The organism is Pseudomonas sp. NPDC088444 (assembly GCF_044900175.1).
In the GTDB taxonomy this organism is placed as follows: Bacteria; Pseudomonadota; Gammaproteobacteria; order Pseudomonadales; family Pseudomonadaceae; genus Aquipseudomonas.
Genome location: NZ_JBJDNK010000008.1, coordinates 305,047 through 329,527, shown reverse-complemented (window position 1 = coordinate 329,527; position 24,481 = coordinate 305,047). Strand labels below are relative to the sequence as shown.

The window sequence follows — 24,481 nt, the reverse complement described above, 5'->3', positions numbered from 1 at the left end:
GCGATGACTATTTTAGATCTGGTCGTGATCCAGCAACTTCTGCAGGTACTGGCCATACCCAGTTTTTTTCAGCTTCTCCGCTTGGGAAGCCACTTGCTCAGCCGTGATCCAGCCATTGGTATAACCAATCTCTTCCAGACACGCCACTTTCCAGCCTTGACGCTGTTCGATGGTATGGACGAAGTGGCTGGCTTCCAGCAGGGACTCGTGAGTACCGGTGTCGAGCCAGGCGAAACCACGGCCTAGCATCTGAACAGTCAGGCTCTTCTGTTCTAGGTAAACACGATTCACGTCGGTGATTTCCAGCTCACCACGCTCGGATGGCTTGATGTTTTTGGCGATCTCGACGACCTGGTTGTCGTAGAAGTACAGCCCAGTCACCGCATAGCTCGATTTCGGCTTGGCAGGCTTTTCTTCGATGCTCAGTGCGCGACCGCTGGCGTCGAACTCGACAACCCCGAAGCGCTCTGGGTCGTTGACGTGGTAGCCGAATACGGTTGCGCCTTCGGTCTGCTCGGAAGCCGCGCGCAGGTTATCTGAGAAGTGCTGGCCGTAGAAGATGTTGTCGCCGAGGATCAGGCAGCATGGGTCGTTGCCAATGAACTCTTCACCGATGATGAACGCTTGTGCCAGGCCGTCCGGGCTTGGTTGCTCAGCGTAGGTCAGCTGGATGCCGTACTGGCTGCCATCACCCAGCAGCTTGCGGAATGCAGGCAGGTCTTCGGGTGTGGAGATGATCAGGATTTCGCGCATGCCTGCCAGCATCAAGACCGACAGCGGATAGAAAATCATCGGCTTGTCGTAGATCGGCAGCATTTGCTTGGACACGCCCAGTGTGATCGGGTGCAGGCGAGTGCCTGAACCGCCAGCCAGAATGATCCCTTTACGATTGGTCGTGTTCATTTGTTCAAAGCTTCCATAAGCATGCGGGTTACACCACTTTGCCAATCCGGCAAGTGTAGGGAAAAGGCGTTGCGAAGTTTATCCGTCGCAAGGCGAGAGTTCAGGGGACGGCTTGCGGGCGTCGGATATTCGGTGGTGGCGATAGGATTGATCGTTTCCACGGCCAGCGGCTCGCCGTTCGTCCGGGCAAATTCGATGACGTAACTCGCGTACGCGTGCCACGATGTCTCGCCCGCAGGCGCCAAGTGGTAAATGCCACAGAGCGCGGGGTCAACCAAGGTTTTCTGCAGGGCAGCGACGGCAACATCAGCGAGCAGGTCGGCACCGGTAGGCACGCCAACCTGATCGACAATCACGCTGAGCGTTTGTCGTTCTCTGGCCAGGCGCAGCATCGTCTTGGCGAAGTTGTTGCCGCGTGCGGCGTACACCCAACTGGTGCGGAAGATCAGGTGTTTGCAACCCGATGCAACAATCAGTTGCTCACCCTCCAGCTTGGTAGCGCCGTAGTAGTTTACGGGGGCAACGGCATCCGTTTCGCGCCATGGTGTGGTGCCGGTGCCGTCAAACACGTAGTCAGTGGAGTAATGCACCAGCAATGCGTCCAGCGCCTTGGCTTCTTCAGCCATGACGCCGCTCGCCAAGGCGTTCACGGTGTGCGCCAGTTCGCGCTCCGTTTCGGCCTTGTCGACGGCCGTGTAGGCCGCAGCGTTGACGATAACATCGGGCGCGAAGCTGCGGATCGCCGCACGCAAACCGGTGAGATCAGACAGATCACCCGAAAGCGTTCCGTAAGGCGTTACGGCAGAGCGACGGTCCAGCGCGACCACTTCACCCAAGACACTCAACGCTCGCTGCAGCTCCCAGCCAACCTGGCCGTTTTTACCCAGCAGAAGAATCTTCATGCTTTGTCGGTTCGTGCGGCGTAGTTCTTGTCGATCCATTGCTGGTAGCTGCCGCTCTTCACGTGCGCCACCCACTCAGGGTTGTCGAGGTACCACTGGACCGTTTTGCGAATGCCGGATTCGAACGTTTCTTCCGGGGTCCAACCCAGTTCGCGCTGTATTTTGCTGGCGTCGATCGCATAACGCAGATCATGGCCAGGGCGATCCTGCACGTAGGTCAACAGATCAACGTGAGGACGGAAAGCCGAGTCCGGACGCAGTTCATCGAGCAAGGCACACACGGTACGCACGACTTCAATGTTTTGCTTCTCGTTGTGACCGCCGATGTTGTAGGTCTCACCCACTTCTCCTTCTGTCACGACTTTGTAGAGCGCGCGGGCGTGGTCTTCGACGAACAGCCAGTCGCGGATCTGGTCGCCTTTGCCGTAAATCGGCAGAGGTTTGCCTTCCAGCGCGTTGAGGATGACCAGCGGGATCAGCTTCTCCGGGAAGTGGAACGGCCCGTAGTTGTTCGAGCAGTTGGTGACCAGCGTCGGCAGGCCGTAGGTGCGAGCCCAAGCACGAACGAGGTGGTCGGAACTGGCTTTACTGGCCGAGTAAGGCGAGCTTGGCTGGTAAGGCGTGGTTTCGGTGAAGAGGTCTTCGGGATCTTCCAGATCGCCGTACACTTCGTCGGTCGAAATATGGTGAAAACGGAACGCCGACTGGCGAGCGTCATCAAGGGTCGACCAGTAACCGCGAGCGGCTTCCAACAGCGCGTAGGTGCCGATGATGTTGGTCTGGATGAATTCGGACGGGCCGCTGATGGAGCGGTCGACATGGGACTCGGCGGCCAAATGCATCACGGCATCGGGCTGATGCTCGCGAAATACACGATCCAGCGCTTCACGGTTGCAGATGTCGACGTGTTCGAACGCATAGCGTTCGCTCTGATCAACGCTCTGCAAGGACTCCAGATTGCCCGCGTAGGTCAATTTGTCGACGTTAACGACAGAGTCAGTGGTATTGGAAATGATGTGACGCACGACTGCTGAGCCAATGAAGCCAGCGCCGCCGGTGACTAAGATTTTCACGCGAGTTTCGTACCTTGAGTTGCTGACGGCCGCAAAGCGCGGCTATCTGATCCATGAAAGCGAATGCCGGCGAACACGACCCCGGCACCAAGACTCATCCGACTGAAACGCCCGCATCGAGTTCGGCACGCCCAGCGAGAAAAACGGCGAGCATTTTAGCGCCAAATGTAAGCATTAATAACACAGATGTTTATTGATTCATTTCGCCAATAACGACAAACACCTCACGGCTTACGCTTCCTCGGCCCCGTATTAAACGCAGGCACCTTCCTCACCGACTTCACCGCAGGCACATCGGCCACCGTCTCGCCACTATCAACCCACTTGCCCAGATTGCGCTTTCCACCGCCGCCGCTGACTTTGGGCTTCTTCGGCTTTTTCGGTTTCTTGAGAATCTGTCCGCTGGCATCCGTGACCGGCACGCGGTGGTCCGGAATGAAATCCGGCTCTTCCTTGCGTTGCAACGTCTGACGGGTCAGCACTTCGATGGCGCTGAGCAATTCGACTTCGTCGGCGCAGACCAGCGAGATCGCTTCACCGGTCTGTCCGGCACGCCCGGTACGGCCGATGCGGTGTACGTAGTCTTCGGCGACGATGGGCAAGTCGAGGTTGACGACGGTAGGCAGGTCGTCGATGTCCAGGCCGCGGGCGGCGACGTCGGTGGCGACGAGAATTTGCACTTCCCCGGTCTTGAACCGGTCCAGTGCGCGCTGGCGGGTCGCTTGTGGCTTGTCGCCGTGAATGCCGTCGGCGTTGATGCTCAGGCCTTGCAGACGCTCTACCAACTGGTCGACACCCACGCGGGTTTTAGCGAACACCAGTACCTGCCCCCAACGCTGCTTTTTCAGCAGATGAATGAACAGTTCGGTTTTGCGCTTCTTGTCGACGGTCACGATCCACTGCTTGACCGAAGACGCTGCGACGTTGCGCGGGCTGACTTCGATGCTCAGCGGGTTGTTCAGCATCTGGCTGGCCAGGGCGCGGATCGGGTCGGAGAACGTGGCGGAGAACAGCAGGGTCTGCCGACGTTTGGGCAACGCGGCGTAGACGCTGCGCAGTTCTTCGGAGAAGCCCAGATCGAGCATGCGGTCAGCTTCGTCGAGGACGACGGTCTGCACTTGGGAGAATTTCACGGCGTTCTGGCGATTCAGGTCGAGCAAACGCCCCGGCGTGGCCACGAGCACATCGACGCCGCGACGCAGTTTCATCATTTGCGGGTTGATGCTCACGCCGCCGTAGACCGCGTAGGTCGTCAGTGGCAGGTGTTCGGCGTACTGACGAATGGCTTCGTGGACTTGCTCGGCCAACTCACGAGTCGGCACCAGCACCAGCGCGCGCACCGAGTTGGGCGCGACTTTCGGGCCTTCCATCGTCAGGCGTTGCAGCAGCGGCAAGGCGAACCCTGCAGTCTTGCCGGTGCCGGTCTGCGCAGCGGCCATCAGGTCGCGGCCTTCCAGCACGGGGGGGATGGCCTTGGCCTGAACGGGGGTGGGTGTCTGGTAACCGAGCGCTTCGAGCGCGCGCAGCAGGGGGTCGATCAGGCCGAGTGTGGCGAATGTCATGGGAGTACCGTTGCAAAAGGGTCAGCGCGTGGCGCAATCGCGCGCAGTTTACCCTGTCTGCACCAGATTCTGCTTGCGCCACTGCGGCAAGCCGATCAACACCACGGCGCTGATGATCACGGCCATGGCGGCCATTTCTGCGGGACCAATGTGTTCGTCGGCGAACAACACGCCCAGCAGGACGGCCACTGCCGGGTTGACGTAGGCGTAACTGGTCGCCGCAGCAGGGCGTACGTTCTTCAGCAGGTACATGTAGGCACTGAACGCGACGATGGAACCGAACACCACCAGATAGGCCATCACCAGCCAGCCGGACACGCCCGGCGATTGGGTCATGCGTTCGCCGCTGAGGTAGCTGCCGATCAGCATCATCGCACCCGCACTGAGCATTTCGCAGCCGCTGGCCATGGCGCCGGGCGGAAGTGGCAGATAGCGGCTCCAGACCGAACCAAACGCCCAGGTGGCTGCTGCGAAGATCACCAATGCAGCGCCCAAGGGGCTGGCCTGAAGGTTGGAGCCGAGGTTGAGCAAACCGATGCCAATCAAGCCGAGCACGATGCCCGCCCACTCCAGCCGGGTGTTGCGATGGCCCCAGATCAGTCCGAACAGCAACGTGAACAAAGGAACCACCGCTACGGCCAATGCCGCCACGCCCGAGGCCACGCCGTTGTGCTCGGCCAGGGTCACGGCGCCGTTACCGCACGCCAGCAGCAGGAAGCCAATCATGGCCGACGCCTTCCATTGCTTCCAGGTGGGCATGGGTGCCCCACGCAGGCGCATGAAGGCAAACAAAATTGAGCCTGCGATGGTAAAGCGAACGCCGGCCATCATCAGCGGAGGCCAGGTTTCGATACCGATGCGAATGGCGAGGTAGGTCGAGCCCCAAATCACGTAAAGCGCGAAAAAGGCCCCGATGAGCAACAGGGGAAAGCGGCGGGAAGCAGGCATGAAAGGCTCAACCAGGATCTGTGTTTTTTATGGTGAGCCAGTGTAGAGAGGAAATTGCGACAGAATCAGTTACAACTGGGTTTTATTCGACCCGTACACTTTTGCCGGTAAAACCCGGTTTCAGTCAGAACCCGCGATGTTTGCTGATGGCGTCAGCCATTTTCTTGGCCGGGACTTTTTGCAGTGTGCACAGCAACTGGTGTGACACGCCGCTGATGCCGTGGGTTTCGCGCAGCTCCCGGCTCAGATGCGCCGTCAGGTTGGCGGCCATCTCCGCATCCGCCAGCGCCCGGTGCGCCTTGCCGGTGTTGGGCAATCCGGCCCACGAAGTCAGCGTACCCAGTTTGTGATTCGGTGCGCTGGGCATGAGCCGTCGCGCCAACAGCATGGAGCAGGCGAAGCTTTGTTCACGGGTGCGTTTGATGCGGGAGAACTCGTAGTCCCAGAACTTCTGGTCGAACGCCGCGTTATGCGCGACCAGCGGAGTCGATCCGACGAACTCGGCGACCTCGTTCATGACCCGCTCCGCCGAAGGCGCCGTGCGCAACATGGCGTTGCTGATGCCGGTCAGCGATTCGATGAACGCCGGAATGCGAACGCCCGCGTTCATCAGGCTTTGATAACGCTCGACGATCAGGCCGTTCTCCATGAGCACCACGGCAATCTCGGTTGCGCGGCAACTGCTGCTGGGGGCGATGCCGGTGGTTTCGAAGTCGATGACGGCGATGCGTTCTTGCATGGGAAAACCTTTAATTCTTCTGTTTCACGTCAGCCCACCTGTAGGAGTGAGCTTGCTCTGGGCGGCAATCCGACGATGACTGTGTGTCAGGCGCTTCAGGTGGGCGGCCGCGATATCGATAAGTACACGCACCGGAGCGATCAACTCTTGAGCAACAACCCGCCTTCAATCGGCACATACCGGCTGGCTGCACGAATCAACGAATTGGCCGTCAGCCCCGGCACGCCATAGGCCACCGCCTCGACGCCATGCTTGCTGATGATGCGATCAAGCAGCAGATCAAAATCGCCATCCCCCGAGGCCAGCACCACTTCATCAACCTTTGGCGCAACGTCCATGATGTCGATGGTAATGCCCACATCCCAGTCGCCCTTGGCCGAGCCGTCACTGCGTTGGATGTAAGGCTTGAGTTTGACGGTGAAACCGAGGTTGCGCAGGATCTGCTGGAATTGCTGCTGTTTGCTGTCGCCACGGTCGATGGCGTAGGCGTAGGCCTCGACGATCTGCCCACGTTTGCTGATGTCCGCCCACAACGCGGCATAGTTGAAGTGGCAACCATGAGCCTGACGCACGGTGTAATACAAGTTCTGTACGTCGGCGAACACCGCGATTCTTCTCACCCGAACTCCTCGATGCGCTGACAGGCGGCAAGGGTCCGAACGTCGGACCGGCGCTCAGTATGCCAGTTTGAGAAAGGGATTGAAGCGCTGCATTGACGGGGCGACCGCTTTCGCCACCAAGGCGGCTCCCACACGTAGCTCGCCGAATCCGAATCTTATGTTCGACGCTAAATCTGTGGGAGACAGCCGGGCGGCGCTCCGCTTGCTGGCGAAAGCGGCTCCCACATCAGACATCAATCCTGCACGAACCGCCCCAGGCGCTGTTTGAGCATGCGGTTCTCGGCCCGCACTTGTTCCAGTTCGTCGAGCAGGTTCAGCGCCAGGGCGACGCCGTCCCATTCCATGGCCAGATCGTGGTGCAACTTGGCCGCACGTTTGGCCACCGACAGCGACGAGGTGTCGAACAGCCACTCATCCGGCCGCTTTCCCTGGGGTTCGACGATACCGTGCTCGACGATTTCGATGACATAGGCGGTGGGCATGTCGACCACCTGACAGAATTCCTGCATGTCTACGACCAAGGTGTTGCGCATGATCAGTGACTCCCCTTTTAGCTACTCCACTGAGCCCTCGGGTCGAAAGCCGCTTTCTTGGCCAACTGCTCCCAGAGGGCTTTGGTGGCGTCATCGGTGGATTTGGGCATAACGATCTTCAGTTGCGCGAACAGATCGCCTCGCTCGCCCTGTTTATTCAACAGACCATTACCTTTAACGCGCAATCGCTGCCCGCTCTGGCTGTCCGGACGAATGGTCAGGTTGATCTTGCCGGTCAGGGTCGGCACGGCGACCTTGGTGCCCAGCGCGGCCTCCCATGGCGCCAACGGTACGGTGATGATCAGGTCATGACCTTCGACGTCGAACTTGGGGTGCGGCGCCAGACGAATGGTCAGGAACAGATCACCATTTTCGCCCCCGGCAATGCCCGGTGCGCCTTGCCCCTTGAGGCGAATGCGTTCGCCATCGGTCACGCCCGCTGGAATCTTCACGTTCAGGTTCTTGGTGATATCCGCCATGCGCTGGCCGTTGGCACTGTGCTGCGGCACCTTGAAGCTGATCTTCTTCGATTCGGTCGACAGGGTTTCCTCAAGAAAAATCGCCAGGTCCAGTTCCACGTCCTGCCCTCTGCGCCCGGAGCTGCGCGGACGCCCGCCCTGCTGGCCGCCACGATTGCCAAAAATCGAGCTGAAGAAGTCGGAAAAGTCCCCGCCTTCGAAGCCGCCACCGCCAAAACCACCGCCCGCGCCACCGCGGCTCTGCCAGCCCGGAGGCGGCTGGAAACGGCCTTGTTGACCGTATTTGCGAATGTCGTCGTACTCGGCGCGTTTTTCAGGGTCGCTGAGCGCTTCGTAGGCCTCGGAGGCCTCTTTGAACTTGTCTTCGGCGCCCGCTTCCTTACTAACGTCAGGGTGATATTTGCGTGCGAGCTTGCGATAGGCGGTCTTGATTGTCTTCTCGTCCGCGGTCGGCTCTACGCCCAATATCTTGTAATAGTCTTTGAAGTCCATCTAACGGTCACCCATTCTGGTGTCTCCAGCACAGTTGCGTACCGCGTTATCAGATGAGAACGCCGACCGCGCTGAATGTTGCAAAGTTATCGGCACACAGCCTCGCGCGCTTGAAACAGGTTTCAAACCGGGCCGAATGCAATGAAGAGTTGCCTGCAAGATTGGGGGTGTCGGGCCTCTATTCAAGCCATCGACGTTAAATAGAACCTTCTGACGCGAAAAACCGACACGCCGCGCTACGCATCCGCCGCCCACTCGCATACACTGCGCGGCCGTTTTTTGCCCGGAACGTACAGAACATGAGCACCCCATCCCCGGCCCGAGCCCTTGGCATCGACTTCGGCACCTCCAACTCCACAGTGGGCTGGCTGCGCCCCGGAGCGGAAACGCTGATTGCGCTGGAGGACGATAAAATCACCCTGCCGTCGGTGGTCTTCTTCAACATCGAAGAACGCCGCCCGGTCTACGGCCGTCTGGCGCTGCACGAATACCTGGAAGGCTACGAAGGGCGTCTGATGCGCTCGCTCAAGAGCCTGCTGGGTTCCAAGCTGATCAAACACGACACCAGCGTGCTGGGCACGGCGATGCCGTTCAAGGATCTGCTGGGCCTGTTCATCGGCGAATTGAAGAAACGCGCCGAAGCGGTCGCGGGTCAGTCGTTCGAGCAAGTGGTGCTGGGCCGTCCGGTGTATTTCGTCGATGACGACGCTGCTGCTGACCAGGAAGCTGAAGACACGTTGGCTGAAGTCGCCCGCAAAATCGGCTTCAAGGATGTCTCCTTCCAGTTCGAACCGATTGCCGCAGCATTCGACTATGAGTCGACCCTGGATCGCGAAGAACTGGTGCTGATCGTCGACATCGGCGGGGGTACGTCGGACTTCTCGCTGGTGCGCCTGTCACCGGAGCGGCGTCTGGTCGATGAACGCCAGAGCGACATTCTGGCCACCGGCGGCGTGCACATCGGCGGGACAGACTTCGACAAACAGCTCAGCCTGCAAGGCGTGATGCCGCTGTTCGGTTATGGCAGCCGGATGAAAAGCGGTGCGTACATGCCCACCAGCACCCACATGAACCTGGCGACCTGGCATACCATCAACTCGGTGTATTCCCAGAAGTCGCAACTGGCGTTGGGCAGCATGCGTTATGACATCGAAGACACCCTCGGCATCGATCGCTTGTTCAAGCTGATCGAACAGCGCGCAGGCCACTGGCTGGCGATGGAAGTGGAAGAAACCAAGATCCAGCTGACAAACGCGCAAAACCGCGTGGTGCCGATGGACCGTATCGAGGCAGGTCTGAATGCCGACCTGACCCGCGCGCTGTTCGAGTCGTCCATCGAGTCGTTGTTGGAACGTGTGCGGGAAAGTGTGACGAGCTTGCTAGGTGATGCGGGTGTGGGCGTGGCGGATGTCGACACAGTGTTCTTCACCGGCGGCTCCAGCGGCATCCCGGCCCTGCGCAACAGCGTCTCGGCGATGCTGCCCAACGCACGGCACGTGGAAGGCAACATCTTCGGCAGCATCGGCGCGGGGCTGGCGATCGAGGCGAAGAAGCGGTACGGCTGATCCCGCCGTCGCATTGAACTGCTGATGGGAGCTATGTTGGCTGGCCAACCCCCTTCGCCACCAAGGCGGCTCCCACAGTGATTGCGTCGAATCCAAATCTTGTATTCAACGCTGAAACTGTGGGAACCGGCTTGCTGGCGAAAGCGGTGGACACCGCATTCCGTCGACGCAGAGCGTCATCACCGCGTGTCCACGCAGAGCGTGGGTACGATCAGTCAGGACTTGGGGTCAACAGATCAAACGAGCTCAGCCTTGCGCAACTCGCTCTTCAGGTACGCGTAATAAATCGGCCCCGCCACGACACCCGGCAAGCCGAACGCCGCTTCGAAAATCAGCATCGCCAGCAACAACTCCCACGACTTGGCACTGATCTGCCCTCCGACGATCCGCGCGTTGAGGAAATACTCGACCTTGTGGATCACGATCAGATAACCCAACGCCGCCAATGCCACCCAGATCGACAGCGACATGCCGACGATGAAGATCAGCGTGTTGGACATCAGGTTGCCCACCACCGGCAACAAGCCCAGCAGGAAGGTCATCACGATCAGCGTTTTGGTCAACGGCAGGTGCACACCGCACAACGGCAGGATCACCGCGAGAAACACCGCAGTGAAGGCGGTGTTGAGCGCAGAAATCTTGATCTGGGCGAAGACGATGTTGCGGAAAGCCTGGCTCAACAGGTGCAGCCGCTCGAACAGCGCAGCGGCCAAGGGCTTGCGCTTGGTGACGTCGGGAATGCGTTGCAGGGCGATGATCGCGCCCAGCACCATGCCGATCAGCAACGTGACGAACATGTGGGCCGCGCCCTTGCCCAGCAATTGCAGCTCGCCGATGTGCTTGGTCAACCATGCACTGAGAGACGCCTGGAACTCCGACGCGCTGGCAGGCAGATAGCCGTCGATGAGTGGCGGCAACTGACCTCGGGCGCGCTCCACCAGAATCATGAATTTATCGAGCGAGGCCCCAGGGTTTTCGGCCTCGTGGAGGATGAAACTGATGGCACCGGCAAACAGCAGCGACAGCACACTGACCACCAGCGTGCCAAGCAACGCCACTGCCAGCCAGCGCGCGCGCTCGCCAGCGATCAGACGTTGTAATTGCGGAGTGAGCATGTCCACCAGTTCATAGACCAGCAACCCGGCCAACAGGCTGGGCAGCAGTTTGAGCGGTAACACCAGCAGCAGACCACCGAACACGATAATGCAACTGGCCAGATACACATGACGCGGCGAAAACGTTGGCATACAGCCTCAAAACAAACGGCCTGAAAAGATGGGCAGTCTGCCAGCGTTCCCCGCCCACGACCAGCGCCGGAGAGCGTCGTTAGTCGCTCGGTCTTGTATCGTTTAATCCTGCATAGCCAGATCCAGCCGTGACACACATACCTTGCGGGAGCGAATTCATTCGCGAGAGGCCGGTACGTCTGATGCATCTCTATCGACTGTACCGCCGCCATCGCGAATAAATTCGCTCCCACAGACGCGTACCACTCCGATAACTCTCGTAACAAATGGCTTATTTTTTCTTCAGGCAATCACTCATGAACGCCTTGCGCGCATCGCCCTTGAGCGCCTGCGTGGTGGCGGTCGCGTTGCAGGTCTTCATCTTCTCCTGCTGGGTAGCCGCCGGAGCGGGTGCAGCTTTGAGGCAAGTGCTCATGAATGCCTTGCGCTCGTCGCCCTTGAGGGATTTGGCCGTGGCGTCGGCATTACAGGTGGTCATCTTGTTCTGCTGCGCAGTCGCGGCGAAACCTTGAGCGCACATCAACAAGCCCATGACCAGAAGAGGAATACGCAGCATTTTCATCGATTTTCTCCAAGAGCACCGCGCACCTGCGCAGCGTTCGAAGAAGTGTAGACAAGGATTGTTGCGGCATGTGTCAGACCCGGCGCGCCTGCCGTCGATACTGGTCCGGCGTACAACCGGCTTCACGCTGAAACATGGCAATGAACGCCGAAGCACTGCTGTAGCCCATGTCGAATGCCACCTCTTGCACGGTCATACCCTTGTCCAGCGCTTGAATCGATGACAGAAAGCGCAGCCGCTGGCGCCAGTCGCCAAAACTCATGCCCAGCTCCCGCAGACACTGCCGTGCCAGCGTGCGCTCACTGACATTCACTTGCGTGGCCCACTCCGCCAGCGTGCGGTTGTCACCGGGGGAGGACTGCAACGCCGTCATGACCGCGTGCAGCCCGCCACTTTCGGCATACGGCAGATAACGGGTCTGCACTTTGGCTGACTGCAGCTGATCCAGCAGCACCTGCGCCAGCCGCCGATCCCTTTCGCTTTCCGGAATTTTCACGTCACGCTCGGCGAAGTCATGCAGGATCGCCTTGAGAATGTCGCTGATCATCAACGTACACGGCTGACCCGGCAGCACCTGACAATGCTCGACCGCCACGTATAGCGAGCGATACACGACGGCTTCGCGGTTGTAGCAGCTGTGTTCGAAATTCGGCGGTATCCACACGCCGTATTGCGGCGGTGAGAGAAAACGTTGACCGGCGATGTTCAGCGCCATCACGCCACTGGACACGTAGTTGAGCTGGCCCCAGGCATGGCTGTGGGGCGCGCTGTGGCTGTCGGCGCCGAACTCGTCATGGCGCAGGTACACCGAGGAGGGCAATTCACTGAGCAGCGGCAGGGGGATGAGATTCTTTTCCACAGTGTCTGGATCGCCTATGAGGTTGTCCGAAACCGAGTATACGCTTCGATTCGGACACGACGATAATACGCCCCTCTTTGTTCTCGACGGTCACCCTATGCAATACCTCTTTCCCCTGCTCACGATCATGATCTGGGCAGGCAACAACGTCATCACCAAAGCCGCGGCGGGGCGAATTTTCCCGGCGGAGATCGGTTTCTACCGCTGGCTGCTGGCGGGGCTTTTATTCACGCCATTTTTGCTGGGGCCGGTGTGGCGCAATCGAGCCGTCATCCGCCCGGTCCTCGGAAAAATCGCCATTCTCGGCGTGCTGGGCATGGCGATTTACCAGAGCTTGGCGTATTACGCGGCGAACATCACCACCGCCACCAACATGGGGATCATCCTGTCGCTGGTGCCGGTGATGACGCTGGGTATGTCGATCGCCAGCCTGGGCACGGCACTGACAGCGGGAGCGTTGGTGGGCGCACTGGTGTCATTCGCGGGCGTGCTGTTGGTGGTATCGCAAGGGAGCTGGGCGGTATTGGTGGCCCACGGTGTCAACCTGGGCGACTTGATGATGCTCATCGCAACGCTGGCCTACGCGACCTACAGCACACTGCTGAAGAAATGGCAGTTGCGTATGCCGCCACTTCAGTTGCTGTACCTTCAAATCCTGGTGGCGATTGTCGCGCTGTTCCCGCTGTTCCTGCTGTCAGCGAAAACCGGCCTCAACGCTCGCAATATCCCGCTGGTGCTCTACGCGTGCATTCCGACGTCGATGATCGCGCCGCTGCTGTGGATGAAGGCCATCAGCATCCTCGGCCCGAGCCGCACCACGCTGTTTTTCAACCTGGTGCCAATCCTCACGGCGCTCGTCGCCGCCCTTGCACTGGGCGAGCGACTGGCGGCGTATCACTTCATCGGCGGCGCGCTGACCCTGGGCGGGGTGATCCTGGCCGAACGCTGGACCACGCCACTGCGCACAGCCAGCGCGCGCTGAGGCTCAGGCGTCGTCGCGTTCTTCGGCGCTGTGAATCGACACGTCGGTGATGCCCGCCACATGGGGCATGTCGACGAGAGATTCACCATCGGCCAGCGGGTCGTCGTCCAGTGCCACATGGTGCTTGTGTGCCAGCTCATGGACGACTTCGATGATCGGGACATCCAGATTGTCGATCACGTCGACATGATGTTCCCCAGCCAGGTTGTACTCAATTTCATACTGCTCTTTATCGCTCATCGCATCACTTCCTTAACGACCCACTCGGGCCAGCTGATCACGAACCACGGCTCATAAAGTCAAAGACCGGCGGCTTTCAACCGCGCGGCATGTTCGAGAAACAATCCCACAGGATTGGCTCCCTTGCCCACCAGACCGAGGTGCTGGTTGACGATGTCGAAATGGTCGAGCGGGAAGTCATCGCCGATGACAGTGCCCAGGTGAGAACTGAATCGCCCGACCATGCCATCCGATTGACCGCGCTCTTTGGTGAACGTGCGAGCAAATATTCGACAGGTGAGATTGGTGGTATCGAGCAGGTTCTTACCCCGGTCTGTCCGCCCTGGTTGCAAGGTGCCGGACCATGAGTAGTAGCGCACGCCGTTGACCACTTCCGCGCCCTGCCCGCCCCATGTATCGGGCAGCCCCTGGGGAAACAGCTTGTTGAAACGGGCGACCCCGCTGGTCGTCAGCGAGTGATGTGCGGCGTCCACATCCGTGGGCAGTCGGGTGCCGCGATACCCCGTGTCGAGTATCGCCAGCACCCACGTGGTCAGGCGAATGGCGGCATTCACCAAACGCCCACGCAAGGTGCTCTGTGGGTAATGTTCTTCGAGGTAATCTGCCAGTTCCGAGCCGTGGTTGGGGCCTGCAACGGACGTGACAGATGCCACCAGATCCGGGCGTACACCGGCGACGTAGCGGATGGTCAGCGCGCCCTGGCTGTGGCCGATCAGATTGACCTTGGCGGCGCCGGTTTCTTTAAGAATCTCTTCGATTCTGGCCAGCAATTGCTCGCCCCGAATTTCGGTGGAATTCACGGCCGACACCATCACCGGAATGACCGTCGCCCCGCCACGACGCAGCGCCGGGACGATGCCATACCAATAGGGATAAACCACCAGTTTCACGAAGCCCAACAACCCCGGCACCAGCACGATCGGGTAACGGGTGGCCTGATCTTGTGTCATGAATGATTAAATCCCTTGCCGACTGCTACAAACGTTAGCCGCAAACCGTTCATCAATGATGACAAAACAGAACTGATGCCCCATCGCCATCTTTGATCGAACTCTTTCAATCCACCAATGCTCATAACAGCAACGGGCCGATAACGGCCTTTCTGTGGAGCGATCGGTTATGTACAAGCAATCTCTGGCAGTAGTGTTCGCAATGGCCGCAGTGGCAGGATGTACATCGACAACCTTGCAAAACCCGGTGGATTTCGCGACTTATCGCAACGAGCCGCTGGTCAAGCAAGTAGACGACGGCATGACCGAGCAACAGGTGCTGACCATCGGTGGTGAACCCTCCACCCGCGTACATCGCAAGGTTCATCCGGGCACCTGCAACAACTACGTGCTGAACAAGGATGGTCATCAGCAGACCTATTACGTGACCTTCAATGCCAATGGCCGTGTAGACAGCAAGGGCTTCATGACCTGCGATCAGCGCGAGGCGAATGAGCGGGCGATGTGATTGATCAACCGCATTCGCCACCAAGGCGGCGCCCACAGGGATCGCGCCGAACTCGAATCTCGTTATCGACGCTGAATCTGTGGGAGCCGGCTTGCTGGCGAACGCGCAGTGTCAGTCGCCGAAGATGGATCTGACACACCGCATTCGCCAGCAAGCCGGCTCCCACAATGCTTCAGCGAGCTGATCTGAGCCACGCAGCAAAACAAATCAAACTTTTCGCAGCGCACACCACTCACACCTTTGAACCCGATCTTGCCAGGCGTCGATCAGTTCGACGCACAAGAGCGAGACGGCCAAAACCGGATCAGCCCTGGAGATGAATCATGAGCAATGTGCATCAATTGTCGGATGTCAGTTCCCTGCGTGAGCGCGCGCGTCAACATGTTGAAAACGGCGCCGTGACCGAAGGCTATGACGCCGATCGCGAAACCATCCTGCGCCTGCTCAACGAGTCGCTGGCAACCGAGTGGGTTTGCGTACTGCGTTACAAGCGTCACTACTACATGGCCAAAGGTGTGAAAGCCCAGGTGGCAGCGGCGGAATTTCTGGAACACGCCAATCAGGAAGCCGCCCACGCCGACATGCTGGCCGAGCGTATCGTGCAGCTGGGCGGTGAACCGGAACTGAACCCTGACCTGCTATCGAAGAACTCCCACGCGCAGTATGTGGCCGGAAGTACGCTCAAGGAGATGGTCACCGAAGACCTGATCGCCGAGCGCATCGCCATCGACAGCTATCGCGAGATCATTCAGTACATCGGCGACAAAGACCCGACCACCCGCCGGATCTTCGAAGACATTCTGGCGCAGGAAGAAGAACACGCCGATGACATGGCGGACATTCTTGACGGGCTGTGATTGATCGTCGGAATGCAAAAAGCCAGGACCGGTGTCCTGGCTTTTTTGTGAGTGTGTAACTAGGAGACCGCGATCTACTGGACGGTCTTCGGCGCCTTGCCCGAACGCATCTGTTCCAATAGCGGCGCACATTGATTCGGCTCACCGCCACTCGGCGCCACCAGCGCCAGCAATCCCGCCGCAGGCCCCACTGCCGCGCCCAGTAACACCATCCCCGCGCCGCGCAACAACAGCGGACCGGATTGCACCCCGGCACTGGGCTTGATGAACGGTCCACGCACATACAGCGGCGAGCGCAGTGAGAACACGCGGAAGCCCTTGGACTCGGGACTGATCTTCAAGTCCAGTTGCTCGGTCTTCATGTTCGCGGTGCCGTCGATGTAGATGATCGCGTTCTCGGTATCGAAGACTGACAACTTGCTCGTCGCCAGTCCGTCCTTGAAGCCGAAGTTGGACGCGGCACAGTTGATCTTCACGTTCTTGTCACCGAACAGCGTCCCGACTACGTAGTTACCGACGTTCAGGCCCGCGATTTCCATGAGGTCACGGCTGATCGCACCGTCGTTCACCAGCAACTTCATCTCGCCGTTGGCATTGCCCAGCAAGGCCGCCACCGAGTTGCCCTTGCCGCTGATGTCGGCATCACCGTTCAACTCACCGAAGCTGGTTTTCATCGGCTCGAAGGTCGGGAACAACTGCTTGAGTTTGAAGCCACGCGCGCTCAACTTCGCCCGACCGTCCAGCGGCTGCGAGTGGCCATTGAGCTTGATGTCCGCATCCAGCTTGCCGCCGGCCACGCCGAAACGCAGGGGTTGCAGGCTCAGCTGCCCATCGTTGAGCACCACATGGGTATAGAGATCCGTGAACGGCAGCTCGGCGCTCTGGACGATGCGCTTGCCGGTGAACTCGACATCCGCGTCCATCGCGCTCCAGCGATCGGTTTTGAATTCTTCGACAGGCAGCACCTTGTCCGCTGGCTGTTTACTCTCGCCACCACGGCTTTTCTGCTCGGCGTTGGAATCGGCGCCGATGAGCGGTTTGAGGTCAGCCATCAGCAGTTGGTTGGAAACCAGTGCACCGGTCAACTTGGGGCGCGGCTGGCTGGCGACGAAGCCCAGATCGCCATGGATGTCACTGTTGCCGATCTTGCCGTTGAAGCCCTTGTACTGAAACGCTGCTCCAGCCGGATCGTGCAGCTTGGCGATCAGACGGCCATCGGTGGAATACGGCGGGGAATCCGGCAGCGTCACGCCGGTCAGCGGATAGAGATTTCCCAAGCTGTCGCCGGAGAGCTTCAGGCGCAGGTCCAGTTCGCCCAGGTTTTGCGGATCGGTCACCGTCCCGGCAATCGACACTTTGGTGTTTCCTGCGCTGACATCGGCCTGAACCGGGAAGGGTAACGCAGCATCTTTCAGCGCCAGCAACCCGCCGACCTTACCGCTGCCGTTGAGTTTTTGCCCGTGGTACTGGCCTTTGGCGGTGAACCCAAAAGCGTAATCCTGCGCGGATGCGCCCTTATCCTGCACTTTCTTGGCTTCACCGCTGCCCACGATGTCGCTGAACGGGATCGGCTTGCCCAGCGGATCGATGACCACCTCCACCGAGGTGTTGATCATCTGATCGTTGTAGCTGACGAAGCCTTTGTCGAAGCCAATCGAACCGATGTCTACCACCCATTTGGAAGGTTCGGCATTGGGGTCGCTCTTGGGCAGATCGAACACCCAGTTGGCGCGCCCATCGGCCAAGCGCTCGATTTTGGCATTGGGTTCGGTCAGGTCGATGCGCGGGATGACCACTCGTTGCGCCAGCAGCGGCAAAGGCGCCAAACGCATTTCAACGCGCTTGAGGGTTACCATTTGAGGGTTCTTCGACCATTCGGGGTTGCCCAGCGCAATGTCTTCAGCCGACATGTGCGGCCACGGCACCCACGCGCGCCAGCCGCCTTCGTCTGGCTCTCGGCGCCACACCACCGCCAGGTTGCCATTGATGGCGAACGGTCGGTGCAGTTCGGCAGATACCTTTTCATTGATGGTCGGCTTGAGCCGGTTCCAGTCGAAGGTCGCGATCACGATGATCAATACGGCCAGCAACAGCAGCACAATGCCCGCTGTCCAGGCAAAAATCTTGCGTCCTCGCGTCATTGCGTTGTCTCCCCAAATCCAGACGCCCATCCTGGCGGCGTCTTACACGTCATAAGCCCTTCGACTGACAAAAGCCCCGTGGGTTTGATGAAATCTCGAAATCAGCCTGTAAGCGCCCCCGCAGGCCTTGATTCTCCTGGGCTGCACGCCCGAATCAATTCTATCGATGGTCACCATCAGCCCTTTGAACTTCTTTACAGACGTCGCCCCGGTAAAATCGCCTCCATGTTCTCTACACGCCCTTTCGAGGAGCACCCACTCATGAAACGCCAACTGATCGCACTGACCCTTTCCCTTCTCGCTTCGAGCGCATTTGCCATGCCTGCCAGCGAACAGCCTGTTCTCGGCGAAGTGAAAGCGACTCAGCAGGTTGGCCTGCCGACGCTGGCGCAGAACGGTCCTGATCACCTGATCAACCAGTATCAACGTGTCGCTTCCGAAGAGAATTGCGATACCTTGGCGCACCGCTATCAGCGCGTTGCCGATAACGGCCCTGATCGTCTGGTTCAGCAGTATCAGCGCGTTTCCTGAGCCAAACGGCATCCTGTAGCAGCACAGCTCGCCAGCGGGAGACCCTCTCTGTGGGAGCCGGCTCGGTGGCGAATGCAGTTGACCAGGCAACATAGAATCTCCCTCCAAGTAAAAGAACGGTGAAGAAGTATCCACCGGTGATATCAGGAATCTGGGTTCGACGCCGCACAAACGCATTTGTTAGAGTGCTGCCCAATTCTGGTTCAGAAACCCAAGCCCCATGCTCCCCCGCGCCGAACAGAAACAGCAGACTCGCCACGCCCTGCTCGATGCCGCACGGGGTTTGATGGAGAGCGGGCGAGGTTTTGGCAGTCTGAGCCTGCGCGAGGTCGCGAAGACGGCGGGGATCGTGCCAACCGGCTTCTATCGCCACTTCGACGACATGGATCATCTGGGTCTGGCGCTGGTCAGCGAGGTGGGCCAGACCTTCCGTGAAACCATTCGCCGCGTGCGCCACAACGACAACGTCAACACCGGCATCATCGACGCCTCGGTGCGGATCTTCCTTGAAGTGGTCGCAGCCAATCGTTCTCAATTCCTGTTTCTGGCCCGCGAGCAGTACGGCGGTTCACTGAAGGTGCGCCAGGCGCTGGGCGCACTGCGTGAAGCGATCATCGCTGACTTGGCGACCGACCTTGCGTCGATGCCCAAATTTCACCACCTCAACACCGACGACCTGTCCGTCATGGCTGACCTGGTGGTGAAAAGCGTGTTCGCCATGCTGCCCGAACTCATCGACCCGCCCTCCGTGACCTTGGCTGAGCATTTGACGCCTCGGGCCAAGATCACCCAGCAATTACGCTTCATCTTTATTGGTGCCAAACGCTGGCAGGGTCTTGGCAGCACCGAATAACCAATAACGCACCAAAAAGAAACACAAGAAACTATCACGCACCAAAAACACGCCATTCTGCGCCCCACCCTCAAGCACACCTGCACTGAATGTAGGCAATTTCCTTCAGCCGACACTGTTGGCAAGCCACTTGCTCTAGCCATGTCATCGCACATTGCTGGAAGTTTTCCAATGCTGGTGATTCATCAACGAATCGAACCCCAGACCGAATGGGCCGCTGAGCTGCATTTGAATTTCGAGGCCCGGAGCAAAAGCCGTCTGCGCTGTTTCAGTGCCGAAGGCGAAGACGTCGGGCTGTTTCTTGAACGAGGCCAACCGCCCTTGCGCGATGGCGACTTTCTGAAGGCTGAGGACGGCCGCATCGTTCGTGTTTGCGCGCGCCCCGAGCAGTTGATGCACGTGACCTGCGCCAGCGCCTTCGAACTGACCCGCGCTGCTTATCACCTGGGCAACCGCCACGTTGCGCTGCAAGTCGGTGATGGCTGGCTGCGCCTGCTGGACGATTACGTACTCAAGGCGATGCTCGATCAACTGGGCGCGACCACGGAATCCATCGAAGCGCCCTTCCAGCCAGAACACGGTGCTTATGGCGGTGGCCACCACCACTCCCGCGCCGGAGAAGAAGACTTCAACTACGCGCCGCGCATTCATCAGTTCGGCGTACGTAAATGAGCCTGCGTTCATGAACAAGGCATGGGCGCTGTTGCGTCTGGCGAGCCCGCAGTTGCCGATTGGCGGTTACAGCTATTCACAGGGGCTGGAGATGGCTGTCGAAAACGCCACGGTCACCGATCCCGTCACGGCGGGTCGATGGATCAGCGATCAACTGCTGCTCAACCTGTCCCGTTTTGAAGCCCCGCTGTTGCTCGCCCACTGTGTCGCCGCCGCCAACGATGACTGGGCTGCCCTGCTGCAATTGAGCGAAGAGCACCGCGCCAGCCGCGAAACGCGCGAGTTGCAGCTGGAAAGTCGGCAGATGGGCTACTCGTTGCAGCAGTTGCTCAACGGTTTGCCCGAACTGGATCAACCGGCCCGGGACTTCTTGCAGCAGGTCGATGAGCCTCATTTGGCGCTGGGTTGGGCCTTGGCCGCCCGCGCCTGGCAGATCGAACCGCAAGACGCCCTCGCCGCCTGGCTGTGGAGCTGGCTGGAAAATCAATTGGCCGTCTTGATGAAAACCTTGCCGCTGGGTCAGCAAGCCGCGCAACGCCTGACAAGCGAGCTGACACCCTTGCTGCAACAGGCACAGCAGCACGCCTCTGAACTCGATCCGACACACATCGGCAGCGCGCCGTTTGGCCTGGCCATTGCGAGCATGGCTCACGAGCGCCAGTACAGCCGCCTGTTTCGATCCTGACTGCTTATAGGCCTTATGAATCGCACAAGAAGATCAACGGAGAACACGTTATGAACAGCCAACCTCTGCGCGTCGGCATCGGTGGCCCGGTCGGGTCCGGCAAGACTGCGCTGACCCTCGCCTTGTGCCTGGCCCTGCGCGAGCGCTACAACCTCGCGGTGGTCACCAATGACATCTACACCCGCGAAGACGCGGACTTTCTGGTGCGTAATGAAGCGCTGGCGCCCGAGCGCATCATCGGCGTGGAAACCGGCGGCTGCCCGCACACCGCTATTCGTGAAGACGCGTCGATCAACCTGGAAGCGGTCGACCAATTGAACCGTCGCTTCGAAGGCCTGGACCTGATCATCGTCGAATCCGGCGGCGACAACCTGTCCGCGACCTTCAGCCCTGAGCTGTCCGACCTGACCATCTACGTGATCGACGTGTCGGCAGGCGACAAGCTGCCGCGCAAGGGCGGGCCGGGCATCTGCAAATCCGACCTGCTGGTGATTAACAAGATCGACCTGGCACCGCTGGTGGGCGCGTCGCTGGAGATGATGGACCGCGACACCAAGAAAATGCGCGGGGATAAGCCGTTCGTGTTCAGCAATCAGAAAACCGGCCACGGCCTGGAGGACATCATTGCCTTCATCGAGCGCCAGGGCTTGCTGACTGCGGCCTGATTTCAACCACTCAAGGGGATTACTGTTCATGAATTTCAAGAAACTGTTCGGCGCTCTGGCGCTGCTGCTGGCCCCGGCGCTGGCGTTCGCTCATCCGGGTCATGACGAAAGCGGCCTGATCGCCGGTATCAGCCACCCGCTGAGCGGCATCGATCACTTGTTGGCGATGGTGGCTGTCGGTCTTTGGGCCGCACAACAGAAAGGCGCTGCACGCTGGGCGCTGCCATCCACGTTCGTCGTCACCATGCTGATTGGCGGCCTGTTGGGCTTTGAAGGGCTTGAACTGCCTGCGCTGGAGAGCGGCATTGCTGCTTCGGTGTTTGCATTGGGTCTGGCCGTCGCGCTGGCCGTTCGCCCGCCGCTGTTCGTCGCGGTAGCAGCCACAGCGCTGTTCGCAATGTTCCACGGTGTGGCGCACGGTCTGGAATTGCCTGAAATGTCCAGCCCGTGGGGTTATGCACTGGGCTTCGTCGGCGCTACTGCTGCGCTGCATGCCGCCGGTTACGCCGTGGTGCGGTTCCTGCCTGCCGCTGCGGCACCGATTGTGCGTGTTGCCGGTGCGCTGTCGGCTGCAACTGGCGTGTGGTTGTTCGCAGGTTAAAACCCTGCACAACACCTGTGGGAGCCGGCTTGCTGGCGAATGCAATAGATCAGGCACATCGATAGTGACCGATACACCGCCTTCGCCAGCAAGCCGGCTCCTACAGGAGTAATGCGCAAAGTCAGTTACATTTGCTCCACCGTTTACCCCCGTCATCCCCACCTCCTGCTACCATGTCGCGCAATTTGCCCTCTGCCGCGACGCCATCCGATGCCTGACGCCTCTCCCCTCTCTGCCCAGTCTGAACTGTCCACGGCCTTCGCCCGCGTGCAGCAACACTTCATGGATGTGATCGTGCCGCTCTGGCAAGGGCCGGGCTGGAATGCCGACATGGCGTTGCCCTATGAAGCGCTGGACGCTCAACACCAGCCGCTGCCGCCTCAACGCTATCGCGCCATGGCCTGTGCGCGGCAGCTGTTCCTGTTTTCCAGCTTCATCGGCGACCCTCAAGTCCCCAACGCCAAAGCGCGTGCGGCAGCGTTGTTTCGCTCGCTGCAACAGCACTTTCACGATGCCGAACACGGCGGCTGGTTTTACAGCATCGATCCAGAGGGTGCGCCGCTGGATCGCCGTAAGGATTTGTACACCCACGCCTTTATCGTTTTCGCCTGCGCTCACTACTGGGCCAAAGTGCGTGAGCCGCTGGTCGAGTCGGTACTCAATGCTGCGCTGCACGTCGTGGCCGAGCGTTTTGCCGATGGCGACGGGCTGTATGAATCGGTGCTCGCCGAAGACTGGTCGTCACTGGACGCAGGCCCTCTGCAAAACCCACTGATGCACTTGGCCGAGGCCTTCCTAGCCGTGCTGGAAGTGCGCGAAGACGCCGACACGCTGGACGCCCTCGACGCGCTGGCCGAAGGCATGCAGCGCCGATTCGTCGATGCCGCAAAAGGCGTGATGCTGGAGCAGCCGCTGGACGCTGTGGATAACTGGTCCGAGCCGGGGCATCAGTTCGAATGGTTCTATTTGCTGGAATCGTCGGAGCACTTGCGGGGCACGCCGCTGCACCAATCGCTGACTACGGCATTTGCGCATGCCGAGGCACAGGGCGTCGATCCGATTACAGGGGCGGTGGTGGCTTCGCTGGATGTTGAAGGTGCGGTGAAAGATGGTACGCAGCGCATTTGGGCACAGGCCGAGTACCTGCGAGCCTTGACGCTGCGGCCTGACAGTCAGGTGTTGCTGGCTCGGCAGTTGGAGGCGCTGGAGCGGCGTTTTCTGCACCCGGGCGGCTGGAACGAGTGCCTGGATGGTCAGGGCCAGATCAGCCGCAGCGACATGCCGTCGACCACGCCGTATCACTTGGCGACCTGTTACATCGGCTTGGCCCAGTACTTCAAAGCATGACACTGCCCCCTATGGGAGCACCTCAAACATTGTGGGAGCCGGCTTGCTGGCGAACGCGGTGTGTCAGTCTTAGATTAAGGTGACTGACGCACCGCGTTCGCCAGCAAGCCGGCTCCCACAGGTTGGCGTGATCTATACGATCAGCGCTTACTTCGCATCCCCACGCGTACGATCAATCGCAAACCCTGCCCAGGTCTGGCTCACAGGCATCAGCTCAAGGTTGTTCACGTTAACGTGCGCCGGGGTGTTCATGATCCAGAAGATCGTCTCGGCGATGTCCTGCGGCTGAATCGGCTCGGCGCCTGCGTAGGTGGCGTCGTATTTGGCCTGGTCACCGCCGAAGCGCACCAGCGAAAACTCGCTTTCGCACAAGCCCGGCTCCAGGTTGGTCACCCGCACGCCTGTGCCGATCAGGTCGTTGCGCAGGTTCAACGAGAACTGGCCCACGAACGCTTTAGTGCCGCCGTACACGTTACCGCCCGGATACGGGTAGTTGCCCGCCACCGAACCCAGGTTGACGATGCTGGCGCCGCGGCCATAAGCGATCAACCGCGACAGCAGCGTGCGAGTGGTGTAGACCAGCCCTTTGACGTTGGTATCGATCATGGTGTCCCAATCGTCCAGATCGCATTTCGGCGCAGGGTCAATGCCCAGCGCCAGACCGGCATTGTTGATCAGGCCACGGATCTTGGCGAACTCGGCAGGCAGACCTTCGACGGCCTTCTCAACCGCTTCACGGTCACGCACGTCCAGTGTCAGGGTGTGGACCTTGGTTTGCTTGGACAACTCGGCGCTCAGCGCCTGCAAGCGCTCTTCACGGCGACCGGTCAGCACCAGCGACCAGCCCGCTTCTGCGAAACGGCGTGCGCAGGCTTCGCCAAACCCGGAAGTGGCACCGGTAATGAACACGGTAGAAGTCATGTGGTTCTCCTGACTGAGGGTGTCGGCTTGGGGATAAGTCCCGG

At 59.7% G+C, this 24,481-nt stretch carries 27 protein-coding genes; 11 read left to right on the top strand and 16 right to left on the bottom strand.

Features of this window, described 5'->3' with window-relative positions:
- Positions 1 to 12 precede the first annotated feature (12 nt).
- The 9 genes from rfbA to cbpA form a co-directional block, all read right to left on the bottom strand.
- Entirely contained in the window at positions 13 to 903 is an 891-nt protein-coding gene (gene rfbA, locus ACI2KB_RS17910; RefSeq protein WP_404636510.1) for a glucose-1-phosphate thymidylyltransferase RfbA, read from the bottom strand.
- Positions 900 to 1,805, bottom strand: a complete 906-nt coding sequence (rfbD, locus tag ACI2KB_RS17905; protein ID WP_404636509.1) for a dTDP-4-dehydrorhamnose reductase — start codon at positions 1,803 to 1,805, stop codon at positions 900 to 902. The genes rfbA and rfbD overlap by 4 nt, the downstream gene beginning before the upstream one ends.
- A complete protein-coding gene (rfbB, locus tag ACI2KB_RS17900; protein WP_404636508.1) occupies positions 1,802 to 2,878 on the bottom strand; it encodes a dTDP-glucose 4,6-dehydratase in 1,077 nt (358 codons plus the stop codon). The genes rfbD and rfbB overlap by 4 nt, the downstream gene beginning before the upstream one ends.
- A 224-nt stretch (positions 2,879 to 3,102) precedes the next feature.
- On the bottom strand, positions 3,103 to 4,440 hold the full coding sequence (locus tag ACI2KB_RS17895; RefSeq protein ID WP_404636507.1) for a DEAD/DEAH box helicase: 1,338 nt from the start codon (positions 4,438 to 4,440) through the stop codon (positions 3,103 to 3,105).
- Positions 4,441 to 4,488: 48 nt separating this feature from the next.
- Positions 4,489 to 5,388 carry a drug/metabolite exporter YedA gene (yedA, locus tag ACI2KB_RS17890; RefSeq protein ID WP_404636506.1) on the bottom strand — a complete coding sequence of 300 codons (900 nt, stop codon included), beginning with the start codon at positions 5,386 to 5,388 and terminating at the stop codon, positions 4,489 to 4,491.
- A gap of 124 nt (positions 5,389 to 5,512) precedes the next feature.
- The gene (locus ACI2KB_RS17885) at positions 5,513 to 6,127 is read right to left on the bottom strand and encodes a PolC-type DNA polymerase III (protein WP_404636505.1); all 615 of its coding nucleotides are present in this window, start codon (positions 6,125 to 6,127) and stop codon (positions 5,513 to 5,515) included.
- A gap of 140 nt (positions 6,128 to 6,267) precedes the next feature.
- Positions 6,268 to 6,747 (bottom strand): NYN domain-containing protein, encoded by a 480-nt coding sequence (locus ACI2KB_RS17880; RefSeq protein WP_404636504.1) that lies wholly within the window; start codon positions 6,745 to 6,747, stop codon positions 6,268 to 6,270.
- A 233-nt stretch (positions 6,748 to 6,980) separates the two neighbouring features.
- Positions 6,981 to 7,280, bottom strand: a complete 300-nt coding sequence (locus tag ACI2KB_RS17875) for a chaperone modulator CbpM (protein WP_404636503.1) — start codon at positions 7,278 to 7,280, stop codon at positions 6,981 to 6,983.
- A 17-nt stretch (positions 7,281 to 7,297) separates the two neighbouring features.
- Complete coding sequence (gene cbpA / locus ACI2KB_RS17870; RefSeq protein WP_404636502.1) at positions 7,298 to 8,251, bottom strand: curved DNA-binding protein; 954 nt, start codon at positions 8,249 to 8,251, stop codon at positions 7,298 to 7,300.
- Between the two features lie 299 nt (positions 8,252 to 8,550).
- On the opposite strand from cbpA, the gene ACI2KB_RS17865 reads away from it, so the two are divergent.
- Complete coding sequence (locus ACI2KB_RS17865; protein WP_404636501.1) at positions 8,551 to 9,816, top strand: Hsp70 family protein; 1,266 nt, start codon at positions 8,551 to 8,553, stop codon at positions 9,814 to 9,816.
- Between the two features lie 236 nt (positions 9,817 to 10,052).
- Here the strand turns inward: ACI2KB_RS17865 and ACI2KB_RS17860 are convergent, their stop codons facing one another.
- The 3 genes from ACI2KB_RS17860 to ACI2KB_RS17850 form a co-directional block, all read right to left on the bottom strand.
- Positions 10,053 to 11,063 (bottom strand): AI-2E family transporter, encoded by a 1,011-nt coding sequence (locus tag ACI2KB_RS17860; RefSeq protein ID WP_404636500.1) that lies wholly within the window; start codon positions 11,061 to 11,063, stop codon positions 10,053 to 10,055.
- A gap of 271 nt (positions 11,064 to 11,334) precedes the next feature.
- A complete protein-coding gene (locus ACI2KB_RS17855; RefSeq protein WP_404636499.1) occupies positions 11,335 to 11,625 on the bottom strand; it encodes a PsiF family protein in 291 nt (96 codons plus the stop codon).
- A 73-nt stretch (positions 11,626 to 11,698) separates the two neighbouring features.
- Positions 11,699 to 12,484 (bottom strand): AraC family transcriptional regulator, encoded by a 786-nt coding sequence (locus tag ACI2KB_RS17850; RefSeq protein ID WP_404636498.1) that lies wholly within the window; start codon positions 12,482 to 12,484, stop codon positions 11,699 to 11,701.
- Positions 12,485 to 12,581: 97 nt separating this feature from the next.
- Here ACI2KB_RS17850 and ACI2KB_RS17845 point away from each other — a divergent pair, with 97 nt between their 5' ends.
- Positions 12,582 to 13,466, top strand: coding sequence for a DMT family transporter (locus tag ACI2KB_RS17845; protein ID WP_404636497.1), 885 nt, complete (start codon positions 12,582 to 12,584; stop codon positions 13,464 to 13,466).
- A 3-nt stretch (positions 13,467 to 13,469) separates the two neighbouring features.
- Here the strand turns inward: ACI2KB_RS17845 and ACI2KB_RS17840 are convergent, their stop codons facing one another.
- Positions 13,470 to 13,706, bottom strand: a complete 237-nt coding sequence (locus tag ACI2KB_RS17840) for a hypothetical protein (RefSeq protein ID WP_404636496.1) — start codon at positions 13,704 to 13,706, stop codon at positions 13,470 to 13,472.
- A gap of 59 nt (positions 13,707 to 13,765) precedes the next feature.
- A complete protein-coding gene (locus ACI2KB_RS17835; RefSeq protein ID WP_404636495.1) occupies positions 13,766 to 14,656 on the bottom strand; it encodes an esterase/lipase family protein in 891 nt (296 codons plus the stop codon).
- A 169-nt stretch (positions 14,657 to 14,825) separates the two neighbouring features.
- On the opposite strand from ACI2KB_RS17835, the gene osmE reads away from it, so the two are divergent.
- Both osmE and ACI2KB_RS17825 read left to right on the top strand, forming a co-directional pair.
- Complete coding sequence (osmE, locus tag ACI2KB_RS17830; RefSeq protein ID WP_404636494.1) at positions 14,826 to 15,164, top strand: osmotically-inducible lipoprotein OsmE; 339 nt, start codon at positions 14,826 to 14,828, stop codon at positions 15,162 to 15,164.
- A gap of 323 nt (positions 15,165 to 15,487) precedes the next feature.
- Positions 15,488 to 16,021: a bacterioferritin gene (locus ACI2KB_RS17825; RefSeq protein WP_404636493.1), complete on the top strand. Its 534-nt coding sequence runs from the start codon at positions 15,488 to 15,490 to the stop codon at positions 16,019 to 16,021.
- A 74-nt stretch (positions 16,022 to 16,095) separates the two neighbouring features.
- Here ACI2KB_RS17825 and ACI2KB_RS17820 read toward each other — a convergent pair whose 3' ends face one another.
- Positions 16,096 to 18,162, bottom strand: coding sequence for an AsmA family protein (locus ACI2KB_RS17820; protein WP_404636492.1), 2,067 nt, complete (start codon positions 18,160 to 18,162; stop codon positions 16,096 to 16,098).
- 261 nt (positions 18,163 to 18,423) lie between these two features.
- On the opposite strand from ACI2KB_RS17820, the gene ACI2KB_RS17815 reads away from it, so the two are divergent.
- The 7 genes from ACI2KB_RS17815 to ACI2KB_RS17785 all read left to right on the top strand — a co-directional run bounded on the left by ACI2KB_RS17815 (position 18,424) and on the right by ACI2KB_RS17785 (position 23,516).
- On the top strand, positions 18,424 to 18,693 hold the full coding sequence (locus ACI2KB_RS17815) for a hypothetical protein (protein ID WP_404636491.1): 270 nt from the start codon (positions 18,424 to 18,426) through the stop codon (positions 18,691 to 18,693).
- Between the two features lie 220 nt (positions 18,694 to 18,913).
- Entirely contained in the window at positions 18,914 to 19,546 is a 633-nt protein-coding gene (locus tag ACI2KB_RS17810) for a TetR family transcriptional regulator (RefSeq protein ID WP_404636490.1), read from the top strand.
- A 171-nt stretch (positions 19,547 to 19,717) separates the two neighbouring features.
- A complete protein-coding gene (ureE, locus tag ACI2KB_RS17805) occupies positions 19,718 to 20,218 on the top strand; it encodes an urease accessory protein UreE (protein WP_404636489.1) in 501 nt (166 codons plus the stop codon).
- Between the two features lie 10 nt (positions 20,219 to 20,228).
- Positions 20,229 to 20,903, top strand: a complete 675-nt coding sequence (locus ACI2KB_RS17800; RefSeq protein ID WP_404636488.1) for an urease accessory protein UreF — start codon at positions 20,229 to 20,231, stop codon at positions 20,901 to 20,903.
- 50 nt (positions 20,904 to 20,953) lie between these two features.
- Complete coding sequence (gene ureG, locus ACI2KB_RS17795; RefSeq protein ID WP_062378949.1) at positions 20,954 to 21,568, top strand: urease accessory protein UreG; 615 nt, start codon at positions 20,954 to 20,956, stop codon at positions 21,566 to 21,568.
- Positions 21,569 to 21,596: 28 nt separating this feature from the next.
- On the top strand, positions 21,597 to 22,169 hold the full coding sequence (locus tag ACI2KB_RS17790; protein WP_404636487.1) for a HupE/UreJ family protein: 573 nt from the start codon (positions 21,597 to 21,599) through the stop codon (positions 22,167 to 22,169).
- A gap of 210 nt (positions 22,170 to 22,379) precedes the next feature.
- Positions 22,380 to 23,516 (top strand): AGE family epimerase/isomerase, encoded by a 1,137-nt coding sequence (locus ACI2KB_RS17785; protein ID WP_404636486.1) that lies wholly within the window; start codon positions 22,380 to 22,382, stop codon positions 23,514 to 23,516.
- Between the two features lie 147 nt (positions 23,517 to 23,663).
- On the opposite strand, the gene ACI2KB_RS17780 is transcribed toward ACI2KB_RS17785, so the two are convergent.
- Positions 23,664 to 24,437, bottom strand: coding sequence for an SDR family oxidoreductase (locus ACI2KB_RS17780; RefSeq protein WP_404636485.1), 774 nt, complete (start codon positions 24,435 to 24,437; stop codon positions 23,664 to 23,666).
- Between the last annotated feature and the right edge of the window lie 44 nt (positions 24,438 to 24,481).